Origin of the sequence: Phenylobacterium sp. (assembly GCF_013822795.1) — a bacterium.
GTDB lineage: Bacteria > Pseudomonadota > Alphaproteobacteria > Caulobacterales > Caulobacteraceae > Phenylobacterium.
Map to the genome: position 1 here is coordinate 50,956 of NZ_PNLB01000015.1, position 12,623 is coordinate 63,578.

Annotated in this window: 11 protein-coding genes; 7 read left to right on the forward strand and 4 right to left on the reverse strand. The window is 69.4% G+C overall.

Annotated elements, in window-relative coordinates; translation table 11 throughout:
- Nucleotides 1-163: 163 nt before the first annotated feature.
- Both ubiB and C0481_RS14245 read right to left on the reverse strand, forming a co-directional pair.
- Complete coding sequence (gene ubiB, locus C0481_RS14240) at nucleotides 164-1,672, reverse strand: 2-polyprenylphenol 6-hydroxylase (RefSeq protein WP_293404891.1); 1,509 nt, start codon at nucleotides 1,670-1,672, stop codon at nucleotides 164-166.
- A gap of 5 nt (nucleotides 1,673-1,677) precedes the next feature.
- Complete coding sequence (locus tag C0481_RS14245) at nucleotides 1,678-2,436, reverse strand: class I SAM-dependent methyltransferase (RefSeq protein WP_293404892.1); 759 nt, start codon at nucleotides 2,434-2,436, stop codon at nucleotides 1,678-1,680.
- 451 nt (nucleotides 2,437-2,887) lie between these two features.
- Between C0481_RS14245 and mutM the strand changes: the two genes are divergently transcribed.
- The 6 genes from mutM to dnaA all read left to right on the forward strand — a co-directional run bounded on the left by mutM (nucleotide 2,888) and on the right by dnaA (nucleotide 8,268).
- Complete coding sequence (mutM, locus tag C0481_RS14250; RefSeq protein ID WP_293404893.1) at nucleotides 2,888-3,751, forward strand: bifunctional DNA-formamidopyrimidine glycosylase/DNA-(apurinic or apyrimidinic site) lyase; 864 nt, start codon at nucleotides 2,888-2,890, stop codon at nucleotides 3,749-3,751.
- An 8-nt stretch (nucleotides 3,752-3,759) separates the two neighbouring features.
- Entirely contained in the window at nucleotides 3,760-4,632 is an 873-nt protein-coding gene (locus C0481_RS14255) for a TraB/GumN family protein (protein ID WP_293404895.1), read from the forward strand.
- 34 nt (nucleotides 4,633-4,666) lie between these two features.
- Complete coding sequence (locus C0481_RS14260) at nucleotides 4,667-5,443, forward strand: enoyl-CoA hydratase (protein WP_293404897.1); 777 nt, start codon at nucleotides 4,667-4,669, stop codon at nucleotides 5,441-5,443.
- A gap of 2 nt (nucleotides 5,444-5,445) precedes the next feature.
- Nucleotides 5,446-6,027 carry a GDSL-type esterase/lipase family protein gene (locus C0481_RS14265; protein ID WP_293404899.1) on the forward strand — a complete coding sequence of 194 codons (582 nt, stop codon included), beginning with the start codon at nucleotides 5,446-5,448 and terminating at the stop codon, nucleotides 6,025-6,027.
- Nucleotides 6,028-6,134: 107 nt separating this feature from the next.
- Complete coding sequence (gene rpsT / locus C0481_RS14270; protein WP_293404902.1) at nucleotides 6,135-6,404, forward strand: 30S ribosomal protein S20; 270 nt, start codon at nucleotides 6,135-6,137, stop codon at nucleotides 6,402-6,404.
- Between the two features lie 403 nt (nucleotides 6,405-6,807).
- Nucleotides 6,808-8,268, forward strand: a complete 1,461-nt coding sequence (gene dnaA, locus C0481_RS14275) for a chromosomal replication initiator protein DnaA (RefSeq protein WP_293404904.1) — start codon at nucleotides 6,808-6,810, stop codon at nucleotides 8,266-8,268.
- A gap of 338 nt (nucleotides 8,269-8,606) precedes the next feature.
- Here dnaA and C0481_RS14280 read toward each other — a convergent pair whose 3' ends face one another.
- Both C0481_RS14280 and C0481_RS14285 read right to left on the reverse strand, forming a co-directional pair.
- Nucleotides 8,607-9,407, reverse strand: a complete 801-nt coding sequence (locus C0481_RS14280; RefSeq protein ID WP_293404907.1) for a class I SAM-dependent methyltransferase — start codon at nucleotides 9,405-9,407, stop codon at nucleotides 8,607-8,609.
- A gap of 251 nt (nucleotides 9,408-9,658) precedes the next feature.
- Nucleotides 9,659-11,149: a helicase HerA-like domain-containing protein gene (locus C0481_RS14285; protein WP_293404909.1), complete on the reverse strand. Its 1,491-nt coding sequence runs from the start codon at nucleotides 11,147-11,149 to the stop codon at nucleotides 9,659-9,661.
- A 330-nt stretch (nucleotides 11,150-11,479) separates the two neighbouring features.
- On the opposite strand from C0481_RS14285, the gene C0481_RS14290 reads away from it, so the two are divergent.
- Complete coding sequence (locus C0481_RS14290) at nucleotides 11,480-12,616, forward strand: AI-2E family transporter (RefSeq protein ID WP_293404911.1); 1,137 nt, start codon at nucleotides 11,480-11,482, stop codon at nucleotides 12,614-12,616.
- Nucleotides 12,617-12,623: the final 7 nt, after the last annotated feature.

Below are 12,623 nucleotides of genomic sequence, written 5' to 3' on the forward strand. Positions count from 1 at the left end.
TCCCCCAAAAGGGGTGCTCCCACAAAGACTCCCTCGCCCCCTTGGGGGAGAGGGTTGGGGTGAGGGGGACCGCTGACTCAGCAAAGCGCCGCTCCGCGCCGCCAAACCCCTCACCTAACCTCTCCCCTCAAGCGGGGAGAGGGACGCGGCGGGGCACGTTCCTCTAAAGCAACCAAACCCCGAGCAGGAACGCCGCGCCGGCCACGGCCGCGCCGATTGCGAACCAGGCCATGCGGGAGGGCCGCTCCTCGACCACCGCCACCGCCGCGCTCGGCTGCGGCGGGTTCTCGATCAGCCGGTGCAGCGCGCGCAGCGCCTCGATCCCCTCGCTGACGAAGCGCTTGACCTGCGCCTGGGGCCCAAGCTCGCGCAGCATCCAGCGGCGCACCACCGGATCGGCCGCCTTCCAGATGTCGTGGTCGGGATCGAGCCGGCGGGCGACGCCCTCCACCGTCATCATGGTCTTCTGCAGCAGCACCAGCTGCGGCTGCAGGCGCATGTCGAACAGGGCGGTGATCTCGAACAGCTGGGTCAGCACCCGGCCCATCGAGACGTCGCTGGCGGTGCGTCCGAACAGCGGCTCGCCCACCGCCCGCAAGGCCTGGGCGAAGGCATGAACCGAATGGGTGCGCGGCACGTAGCCGGCCTCGAAATGGGTCTGGGCGATCTTCTCGTAGTCGCGTTCCAGGAAACCCCAGAGGATTTCGGCCAGGTAGCGCCGCTCGGCCGCCGCCAGCCGCCCGACGATGCCGAAGTCGACGGCGGTGATCTCCGCCGGCGCGGCCACGAACAGATTGCCCTCGTGCAGATCGGCGTGGAACACCCCGTGGTCCAGCGCCTGGGACAGGAACGCGCGCAGCAGCTTGTCGGCCAGGGCCGGACGGTCGAGGCCTTCGAGCTCCAGGCTCGCCGGATCCGACAGCGGCGCGCCCTTGGCCCACTCCTGGGTCAGCACCTTCTTGCCGACGCCGTCCCAGACGACCTTCGGCGCAGTCATGTAGCCGTCCTTGGCCATGACCTCGCCCAGCTCGTCGCCGCCGGCCGCTTCCAGCCGCAGGTCGAGCTCCAGCTCGGTGGCGCGGATCACCGTCGCGGCCAGGGCCCGCGGCTCCAGCCGGCGGGCCGGCTCGGAGACCTTCTCGACCAGCCGCGCGGCCAAGGCCAGCACCTCGGCGTCCTGCGCCACGCGATGGGCGATGCCCGGCCGCAGCACCTTCACCGCCACCTTGCGGCCGTCCAGCAGCACAGCCTCGTGCGCCTGGGCCAGCGAGGCGGCCGCCACCGGCTCGCCGAAGCTGGCGAACAGGCTCTCGATCGGCCGGCCCAGGGCCAGCTCCACCTCGCGGCGGGCGATTTCGGTCGGGAACGGCGCCAGCTTGTCCTTCAGCCGCGACAGGTCGTCGGCGAACTCGGCGCCGAAGATGTCGGCCCGGGTCGAGAGCAGCTGCCCCGCCTTGATCGCCACCGGCCCCAGCTTCTCCAGCGACCGCGCCAGCCGCTCGCCGGGACGGCCCTCGCGCGCCTGGCGGCCGGCGAACACCCGCAGGGCGCCCGACAGCGCCCGCACGCTCGGCGGATAGAGGGCGTCAAGCTCGCGCGGCAGCAGGGCGTCGTTGCGCGCCAGCGACCAGCCCGCCGCCGTCAGCCGTCCGAACGCCGCGAGACTTCCCATCGGCGCTAGAACGCCCGGCCGTGGTGCAGGGCCGCGACGCCGCCGGTGAAGTTGGTGTAGCCCGCGCGGCTGAAGCCGGCCTTCTCGATCATCGAGACGAAGGTCCGTTGGTCGGGGAACCGGCGGATGCTCTCGACCAGGTACTGGTAGCTGTCGCGGTCCTTGGTCACCAGCTGGCCGATCTGCGGGATCACCTTGAACGAATAGGCGTCGTAGGCCTTGCGCAGCATCTCGGTCGCCGGCTGCGAGAACTCCAGGCACAGGAACCGCCCGCCCGGCTTCAGCACCCGGCGCGCCTCGACCAGCGCGGCCTGCACATCGGTGACGTTGCGGATGCCGAACGAGATCACATAGGCGTCGGCGCAGGCGTCCGGCAGCGGCAGCCGCTGGGCGTCGCCGACGTTCCAGGTGATCTCCGGCTCGCCGCCCTTGGTGCGGCCGGCCGCGATCATCTCGGCGTTGTAGTCCATGATCATGATCTGGGCGTCGGGCCCGCCGCGGCGCAGCTGGGCGGCGCGGGCCAGCTTGGCGAAGCGCCGGGCCATGTCGCCGGTGCCGCCGGCGCAGTCGATGATCACCTCGCCCGGCTGCGGGTTCAGCCGCGCGGCGGTGGCGTCCTTCCAGAGCCGGTGCACGCCCGCGCTCATCAGGTCGTTCATCAGGTCATAGCGGCTGGCGACGCTGTCGAAGACGCCGCGCACGAGGCCGGCCTTCTCAGAGGCGTCGACGTCGCGGAAGCCGAAGGTGGCGGAGGGTCCGGTCATGGCGTGGGTCTTAGCTCGACCACGCCCCCCGCGCCAGTCGCGGGGAGGCATCAGATCCTCCCCTTTTGGGGGAGGTGGATCGATGCGCAGCATCGAGACGGAGGGGGACTGCTCTCAAGGCCGGATCAAAGTCCCCCTCAGTCAGCTGCGCTGACAGCTCCCCCAAAAGGGGAGCATCTAGAGAGGAGGCATCCCATTAAAGACTCCCTCGCTCAAGCGGGGAGAGGAACCGACCCAATGGGCCCGCACCGCCACAGCTCCCTCGCCCCCTTTGGGGGAGAGGGTTGGGGGTGAGGGGGCCTCGGCCTTGGCCGCATAGCGCCGCTTCGCGCCGCCAACCCCTCACCTGACCTCTCCCCTCAAGCGGGGAGAGGAACAAGAGAAGCGATCCCCGCCGACCGCTGCCGCGCCAATGGTTGTCGCCGCCGCCGCGAAATGCCACTTCAAGGCCATGCCTGAATTGCCCGAGGTCGAAACCGTCCGGCGCGGCCTGCAGCCGGTGCTCGAAGGCCGCCGCCTGTCACGGGTCGAGGCGCGCCGCCCCGACCTGCGCTTTCCGTTCCCCGACGGCTTCGTCCAGCGCCTGACCGGCGCGACCATCCAGAAGCTCGAACGCCGGGCCAAGTATCTGATGGCGGTGCTCGACCGCGGCGAGACCCTGGTCATGCACTTAGGGATGAGCGGCCGCTTCGAGATCGCCCAGCCCGAAGGCTACCAGCGGCCCGGCGAGTTCCACTACGCCCCCGACCCCGATCCCAAGCACGCCCACGTGGTCTTCGAGGCCGAGGACGGCGGGCGCGTCACCTACTACGATCCGCGCCGCTTTGGGTACATGGACCTGATCGAGACCGAGGCGATGCACAAGCATCCCTGGTTCGAGGCCCTCGGGCCCGAACCCCTGTCCGACGCCTTCAACGCCGAGCGGCTGGTCAAGGCCTTCGCCGGCCGCAAGCAAGGCCCCAAGACCCTGCTGCTCGACCAGCGCGTGGTCGCGGGCCTCGGCAACATCTATGTCTGCGAAGCGCTGAACCGGGCGAAGATCTCGCCGCTGAAACCGGCCGGCTCGATCAAGCCGGCCAAGCTCGGCCCGCTGGTCGAGATCATCCGCGACGTGCTCAACGAGGCGATCGAGGCCGGCGGCTCCAGCCTCAAGGACTACGCCGCCGCCGACGGCGCGCTCGGCTACTTCCAGCACCGCTTCCGCGCCTACGACCGCGAGGGCGAGCCCTGCGCCAACCCCGGCTGCAAGGGAACCATCGCCCGCGAGGTCCAGGCCGGCCGCTCCACCTTCTATTGTCCGACCTGCCAGAAGTGAGCCGCCCGATGACCAGACGTCTGCTCGGCGCGCTCGCCGGCCTGCTGCTCGCCGGTTGCACCGTCGCCGAAGCGCAGGCCCGCCCGCCGGTCTGGACGGTGCGCGACGCCGACTCCGAACTGGTGATCTTCGGCTCGGTCCACGTCCTGCCGCCGGGCCTCGACTGGCGGCCCTCCGAACTGGACGCGGCGCTGGCCAAGGCCGACGACCTCTGGTTCGAACTGCCGATCGACCCGGCCTCCGAGGCCAAGGTCGGCCTGCTCGCCGCCCAGAACGGCATGCTGCCCGAGGGCCAGACCCTGACGTCGCTGCTCTCGCCGGAGGGCCGCGCCCGCCTGGCGACCGCCGTCGCCGACCTCGGCGTCTCCATGGCGGTGCTCGACCGGCTGGAGCCGTGGTTCGCCGAGGTGGTGCTGGCCGGCGCCCAGTTCCAGAAGGCCGGGGCCGACGCCGCCTCCGGCGTCGAGAAGACCCTCTCCGCCTCGGCGCCCAATTCGGCCCAGCGCCGCGCCTTCGAGAGCCCGGAGGAGCAGATCGCCATCTTCGACGCCGCCCCGCTGGCCCAGCAGGTCGCCTCGCTGGAACAGAGCCTGATCGAACTGAACGACAACCCGCGGGCCTATGACGAGCTGATCGCCCATTGGATGGCCGGCGACCTGCGCGCCCTCGACGAGGACGTGCTCGGGCCGCTGCGCACCGCCGCGCCGGGCCTCTATGCCCGCCTGGTCACCGAGCGCAACGAGCGCTGGCTGAAGACCCTGAAGACCCGGCTCGACGGCTCGGGCCGCACGGTGGTCGTGGTCGGGGTCGGCCACCTGGTCGGCCAGGACGGCCTGCCCGCCCGCCTGCGCGCCCTTGGCTACAGCGTCGAAGGGCCTTAATCCCGGCGGACCGACATCGCCAGCGAGGGCTGCCATGAGCTACGAGACCCTGATCGTCGAGCAAACCGAAGGCGTGACGATGATCCGCCTCAACCGGCCCGAGGCGCTCAACGCCCTGAACAGCCAGCTGCTCGGCGAACTCTGCGCCGCCCTCGACGCGGCCGAGGCCGACGAAGCCGTCCGCTGCGTGGTGCTGACCGGCTCGGACCGCGCCTTCGCCGCCGGCGCCGACATCAAGGAGATGTCGACCAAGTCCTACGCCGAGATGTTCAAGCAGGACTTCTTCGGCGCCAGCGCCCGTCGCATCGAACAGTTCCGCAAGCCGATCATCGCCGCGGTCTCCGGCTACGCCCTGGGCGGCGGCTGCGAGCTGGCCATGCTCTGCGACTTCATCATCGCCGCCGAGAGCGCCAAGTTCGGCCAGCCCGAGATCAATCTCGGCGTCGCCCCCGGCATCGGCGGCACCCAGCGCCTGACCCGCTTCGTCGGCAAGTCCAAGGCCATGGAGATGATCCTCACCGGCCGGATGATGGACGCCGCCGAGGCCGAGCGTTCGGGCCTGGTCTCCCGCGTCGTGCCGTCCGACCAGCTGATCGGCGAGGCCATGGCCGCGGCGACCAAGATCGCCGGCCAGTCGCCGCTGGCGGTGATGATGAACAAGGAACTGGTCGAGACCGCCTACGAGACCACGCTCTCCACCGGCGTCGCCGTCGAGCGCCGGCTGTTCCACTCGCTGTTCGCCTTCGACGACCAGAAGGAAGGCATGGCCGCCTTCGTCGAGAAACGCAAACCCGACTTCAAGGGCTCCTGAGCGTGAGACTGATCGCGTTCGGCGACTCCATGGTCGCCGGCGCCGGCGACCCCGATCATCTCGGCTGGATCGGCCGCGCCCTGCTCGGCCGCCGCGAAATCACGCTCTACAATCTCGGCGTCCGGCGCGAGACCTCCAGCGATATCGCCGCCCGCTGGCGGGCCGAGGCGACGCCTCGGTTCACCGACGAAGAGCCGATGCGCATCCTGTTCTCGTTCGGCGCCAACGACTGCTACCCGCAGGACGGCGCACCGCGCGTCGCCCAGGCCCAGACCATGAAGAACGCCATGGCCATGCTGACCGGCGCCGACGCCCATTGCCCAGTGCTGATGGTCGGGCCGCCGCCGATGGCCGATCCTGGCGTCTCCGCGCGGCTTGAGGCGCTCAACGAGAACCTCAAGGTGCTGGCCGCCCGGCTGAAGGTGCCGTTCATCGACGTCTTCCAGCCGCTGGAGGCCGACGGCCTGTGGCGCAGCGAGGCCCTGGCCTGGGACGGCGCCCACCCCGGCGCCGGCGGCTATCAGCGCATGGCCGACCTGGTCGCGGCGCATCCCGCCTGGCGCGCCTTCACCCTGATCGATTAAACCGTCCACAGCGCATTGACCCGCGCGGCGCTGTCCCGTATATCCGCGCCTCCAATTTGCCCGCCCGGGTTTCTGGCTCGGGCGCGATCCGTATCGAGAGCTGACACATGGCCAACACGCCCGGCGCCAAGAAGGCGGTCCGTAAGATCGCCCGCCGTACCGAAGTCAACAAGGCTCGCCGCTCGCGCGTGCGCACCTACCTGCGCAAGTTCGACGAGGCCCTCGCCTCGGGCGACGCCGGCGCCGCCAAGGCCGCGTTCGTCGAAGCTCAATCCGAGCTGATGCGCGCCGTCACCAAGGGCGTCGTTCACAAGAACACCGGCTCGCGCAAGGTCTCGCGCCTGGCCGCCCAGCTGAAGAAGATGGCTGCGGCCTGAGGTTGAACGGCTAGGTTCAAGCCTGGCCGCACGACCCCCTACGAAATACGGAATTTCTGGACACCCGCGGGTTGATGGACCCGCGGGCGTTTTATTTTGCGCGTCCCACAACCATGCACGTTTGGGGTGAGAGCTCTCAGCTGACGGAACGTCGAAATTCAAATTCCCTTGCCGCGCGAGGCATGGATTTGAGTCAACGAAAATATCCGTCGACGGGGCGAAGAATCACCGTTGACCCCCTAGTCGCCCTGACTAGGGTGACAAGTCTCAAGACGTCCTTCCATCTGATCTCGGATGAAAAAAGGCGGCGGCGGGGGCATTGCGCTCGCCGGTTAAGGCTTTGTGTTTGTTTAACAAAGTTCCGCTGCGGGGGCGCTGACGGATGACGACAAAAGAGGTAGGAATGATGGCCGCTGGGGGCGTTGCGAGTTCTGTTGTCGAGACGCAAGCGGCGGCCGTGTGGTCGACGACCTGCGCCGCGCTTAAGCGAGAACTTGGTGAGGCCACCTACGGCTCGTGGCTGGGTCAGGCCGTCCTGCGTGAGCGCGGCGACGAGCTGTGCCTGGTCGCGGCGACCGGCGTCGCCCGCGACTGGATCCGTCGTCACGCCTGGCGCCGCATCGGCGAGCTCTGGGCGCAGAACGACCCGATGGGCCGCAACCTCGAACTGAAGTCGCGGATGGAGTTCGAGGCCGAGACCCCGAACGCTCCGGCCGCCCCGGTGGTGCTCAAGGCCGAACCGATGGCCGCGCCGCTGGCCGACGGTCAGGTGATCGAGATCGAGGTGCCGCTGCAAGCCGCCCCGGTCGCCGCCCGCGCCGGCCGCCAGCAGGGCCTGCAGGACCGCTTCTCGTTCGAGACCTTCGTCGCCGGTCCGGCCAACGAATTCGCCTTCGCCGTGGCCCGCCGCGTGGCGGCCTGGTCGGACGGCCACTTCAATCCGGTGATCTTCCATGGCCCCTACGGCTTCGGAAAGACCCACCTGCTGAACGCCCTGGCCTGGGAGGCCATGCAGGCCGCCCCGGAAAAGCGGGTCGTCTACATCACCGCCGAGCGCTTCACCTCGACCTTCGTCAAGGCTGTGCAGGACCGCTCGACCGCCGCTTTCAAGGACGAGCTTCGCAACGCCGACCTGCTGCTGATCGACGACGTCCAGTTCGTCGCCGGCAAGTCGTCGACCCAGGAAGAGCTGTTCCACACCCTGCTGGCCCTGGTCGAAGACGGCCGCCGCGTGGTGATGACCGCCGACCGCTCGCCGGCCGAACTCCAGGAGATGGAGCCGCGCCTGCGCAGCCACCTGCAGGCCGGCCTGGTCTGCGGCATCGAGCCGGCCGACCGCACCCTTCGCCTCGGCATCCTGGAGCGCAAGCTCGCCACCCTGGCGGCCCAGGGCAAGTTCATGCCCTCGGCCCGCCCCGAGGTGCTGCAGTTCCTCGCCGACCGTTTCACCGACAGCGTCCGTGAGCTGGAAGGCGCGCTCAACACCCTGGTCGCCCGCGTCGGCGGCGAGATCTCGCGCATGACCCTGGACGAAGCGCAGGCGATCCTGCGTCCGAACCTGGCCTGCAACGAGCGCCGGGTCACCGTCGACCAGATCCAGAAGACCGTCGCCGAGCACTACCAGCTCAAGCAGGCCGACCTGATCTCCGAGCGCCGCGCCCGCGTGGTCGCCCGTCCGCGTCAGGTCGCCATGTGGCTGGCCAAGCAGATCACCACCCGCTCGCTGCCGGACATCGGCCGCCGCTTCGGGGGCCGCGACCACACCACCGTCCTGCACGCCGTGCGCCGCATCGAAGCCCTGAAGGGCGAAGACCCGATGATCGCCCGCGACCTCGACGTCCTGCTGCGCAAACTGCGCGGGTAAGCAGACTCAAAGACCCCCCGCCTCAGATCCTCCCCCTTTGGGGGAGGTGGATCGATGCGCAGCATCGAGACGGAGGGGGACTGCTCTCAAGGCAGCATCAAAGTCCCCCTCAGTCATCTGCGCTGACAGCTCCCCCAGCGGGGGAGCATCTTGTGGGGGCGCCTTGGCTCAGAACACTCCCTCGCCCCCTTGGGGGAGAGGGCTGGGGTAAGGGGGACACGGCCTCCGCCGCATAGCGCCGCTTCGCGCCGCCCCCCTCACCTAGCCTCTCCCCTCGAGCGGGGAGAGGAACAGTTCCTCGCACGTCATCGAGGTTCGGCCAGCGGCGAAGACCGGGATCAGCTCACCTCCGCGGTCACCACCACCGCCTGGCCCCGGCCGACGATCTCGCCGCCGCCGAAGGCTTCGGTGAGCGCCGCGGTCGCCGCCTCGCTCGCCGCATCCAGCCCGTCGGGGTCGCGCGCCTCGATCTCGCCGCGCAGCGGCGTGCCGGTGCAGAGCCCGATGGCCGCGTCCGCCGCCGACGGCGAGCGCAGCTCCAGCCTCACCACATCGAACTGCGGCGCGGCGAAACCCGCCTCGGCCAGGGCCGCGGCGATCGTCTCGCGGTCGTGATAGCCGAACGGCGTGCGCTCCAAAAACCTCGGGGGGTCCTTCGGGAACATCTCCGCCACCGCCTCGCTGACCACCCGCGAGATCTCGTTGTCGGCGATGTCGTCCCAGACGTTGAACACCAACCGCCCGCCCGGCCGCAGCACCCGCCGCGCCTGCGCAAAGCCGGCGGCCTTGTCGGGAAAGAACATCACCCCGAACTGGCAGACCACCGCATCGAAGCTGCCGTCCGCGAACGGCAGAGCCTGGGCGTCGGCCTGCCGCCACTCGACGTTCGCGGCGACCGTCAGGCCCGCAGCGGTGTCGAGCATCGGTTGGTTGAGGTCGGTGGCCAGGATCTTCGCCCGCGGCGCCGCCTTGGCCAGGGCCCGCGTCACCCGCCCGGTGCCCGCGGCGGTCTCCAGGAGCTCGCCCTCGAACCCTTCGAAGCGCCTAGCCATGTCGCGGGCATAGGGCTCGAACAGCATCGGCCCCAGATAACGCTCATAGATGTCGGGGATCGAACCGACAAAAGCGGCGTCCGTCATTGCGCGCTCCCAGCTGAACCGCCGGCAGCATAACACGGGTTTTCGAATGAAGGATGCTCCCCCAAGAAGGGAGGATCCTATGTCCCGTCGGCTGCACGACCAGTTCCTCTCCCCGCTAGAGGGGAGAGGTTAGGTGAGGGGTCGGCGGCGCGGAGCGGCGCGCTTCTGAGTCAGCAGCCCCCTCACCCCAGCCCTCTCCCCCAAGGGGGCGAGGGAGGGAGGGGCTGCCCCGAGAGCGAAGGAACCAGCCCCTACCGCTTCTTCATCCCGCCCAGGATGCCGCGCATCAGCTCGCGGGCGATGGTGCTGCCGGCCTGGCGCAGCAGCGACTTGGTGAAGGCCTCGCCCATCGACTGGCGGTTGGAGGCGCGCGGCCGCGGCGCCGCGGGGGCCCGGCCGCGAGGCGCCGGGGCCGGCTGTCCGCCCCAGGGCGATCCGCCGGCCGGCGCCTGCGCCGCCTCGGCGGCGGACGCGGCCCGGGCCTTCAGCAGTTCATAGGCGCTCTCGCGGTCCTTGACGGTGTCATAGAGCCCGCGCACCGGGCTCTGTGCCATGATCGCCGCCCGCTCGGCCGGGGTGATCGGCCCCAGGCGCGAGACCGGCGGCCGGATCAGGGTCCGCTGCACCACGGTCGGGGCGCCCTTTTCGTCCAGCACGCTGACCAGCGCCTCGCCGACGCCCAGCGCCTGGATCGCCTCGGCGGTGTCGAAGGCCGGGTTGGCGCGGAACGAATTCGACGCCGCCTTCAGCCCCTTCTGCTCGGTCGGGGTGTAGGCGCGCAGCGCGTGCTGGATGCGGTTGCCCAGCTGGCCCAGCACGGTCTCAGGGATGTCGGCCGGGTTCTGGGTCACGAAATAGACCCCGACGCCCTTGGAGCGGATCAGCCGCACCACCTGCTCGACCTTTTCCAGCAGCGGCTTGGGCGCGTCGCGGAACAGGAGGTGCGCCTCGTCGAAGAAGAACGCCAGCCGCGGCTTCTCCGGATCGCCGACCTCGGGCAGCTCCTCGAACAGCTCGCTCATCAGCCACAGCAGGAAGGTCGCATAGAGCCGCGGGCTGGCGATCAGCTTGTCGGCCGCCAGGATGTTCACGAAGCCGCGGCCCGAGCCGTCGGTGCGCATGATGTCGGACAGCTGCAGCGCGGGCTCGCCGAAGAACCCGCCGCCGCCCTGGTCCTCCAGCACCAACAGCTTGCGCTGGATGGTCGCCACCGTCGCCGGCGAGACGTTGCCGTACTTCGCGCCCAGCTCCTTGGCGTTCTCTGAGGCGAAGCTCAGCGCCGCCTGCAGGTCCTTGAGGTCCAGCAGCAGCAGGCCCTCGTCGTCGGCGGCGCGGAACACCACCGTCAGCACGCCCTCCTGCACGTCGTTGAGGTCGAGCATCCGCGAGATCAGCAGCGGCCCCATCTCCGACACCGTCGCGCGGATCGGGTGGCCCTGCTGGCCGAACAGGTCCCAGAACACCGTCGGCGCCGCCTGCGGATTGAGCGTCAGCCCCATCAGCTTGGCGCGCTCCTCGAACTTGGCGTTCGGCGTCCCCGGCTCGGCGACGCCGCAAAGGTCGCCCTTCACGTCGGCGGCGAACACCGGCACCCCGGCGTCGGACAGCCCCTGGGCCAGCACCTGCAGCGTCACGGTCTTGCCGGTCCCCGTCGCCCCGGCGACCAGCCCGTGGCGGTTGGCCCGGTTGAGCAGCAGGTTTTCAAGGTGATCCGAAAAACCGATCAGGACGCCGTCGGACATGGGGAGCTCCGCAAGGTTCGTATCCGGCGAAGCTAGCCGCCCGCCGCCGCCAGGGCGATAGGCTGTTTCAAAGCGTGATCGCCGCCCGTTTCTCACGTCGCCCGCCCGATCCGGAACGCCGCCCACAGGCATCACCTCGCGTTCATGAACGGTGTTCACGAAAACTCATTGCCGAATTTTCTGCGGAAGCGGTGAGGATAAACCGCAGGAGCGCGTCTTATAGGCATAGACACTCCCCACGTCGGTCGAACCGGGGTAGGGATGGTCCAAATTGACGCGGCAGGCCCCGACGCTGACAGTCTCGGGGAACCACCACCGCAAAAAGATCTCATGTCCGTCCGAGCCACAGAGTCCCATACGGTCCGCGTCTCACTCGTCATCCTGGCGGTGATCGCGACCGGTCTTGCCCTTTACCTGCTACGGGGGATCCTCACCCCCCTGGCGCTCGCCGTGTTCCTGGCGGTGATGATCGACGGCTTCGCCCGGGTCATCCGCCTGCGACTGCCCTGGGTCAGCGAGAAGGCCGCGCTGCCGGCCGCCATCGTGCTGTCGGTGCTGCTGTTCGGCGCCTCCGGGGTGATCATCGCCGAGAACGCCAGCACCTTCGTCGGCCAGCTGGTCACCTACACCCCGCGGCTCAACAACCTGATCGCCCAGATCGCCGGCCTGTTCGGCATGGACGTGCCGCCGACCATCAACGAACTGTTCACCCAGCTGAACCCCGGCGCCTACCTGGCCGACTTCGCCAAGGGCCTGCAGGGCTTCGCCTCCGACGCCTTCTTCATCCTGATCTATCTGGGCTTCATCATCGCCGCCCGGCGTGGCTTCCAGCGCAAGGTGGTGGGCCTGTTCCCGCATCACGCCGAGCGCAACGAGGCGATGGCCGCCTTCCGCCGCATCCGCGACGGGGTCGAGCTGTACCTCTGGGTGCAGACCGTCACCGGCCTGATCATCGCGCTTGCCTCCTGGATCGCGATGATGGCGGTCGGGCTCGACAACGCCGTGTTCTGGGCCTTCCTGATCTTCATCGCCTCGTACATCCCGGTGATCGGCGGCGCGGTCGGCATCCTGGCCCCGCCGGTCTTCGCCCTGATCCAGTTCGAGAGCTTCTGGCCGGCGATCATCCTGCTGGCCGTGCTGCAGGCCATCCAGTTCGTGGTCGGCAACATCATCCTGCCGCGCATGCAGGGCGACAGCCTGAACATGGACCCGATCGTCGTGCTGCTCAGCCTGGCCTTCTGGGGCCTGATCTGGGGCATGACAGGGATGTTCCTCTCCACCCCGCTCACCGTGATGGTGATGGTGATCCTGGCCCAGTTCGACGGCACCCGCTGGCTGGCGGTGCTGCTGTCGGCCGACGGCCAGCCGGAGAAGCTCCGCGACCGCCACCCGACCAACGCGCCGACCGAAAAGCCGGCCCCGATCCGCCCGCCCTCCCCGTCACGCAAGCGTGAAACCAAAGACTGAAAAGCAA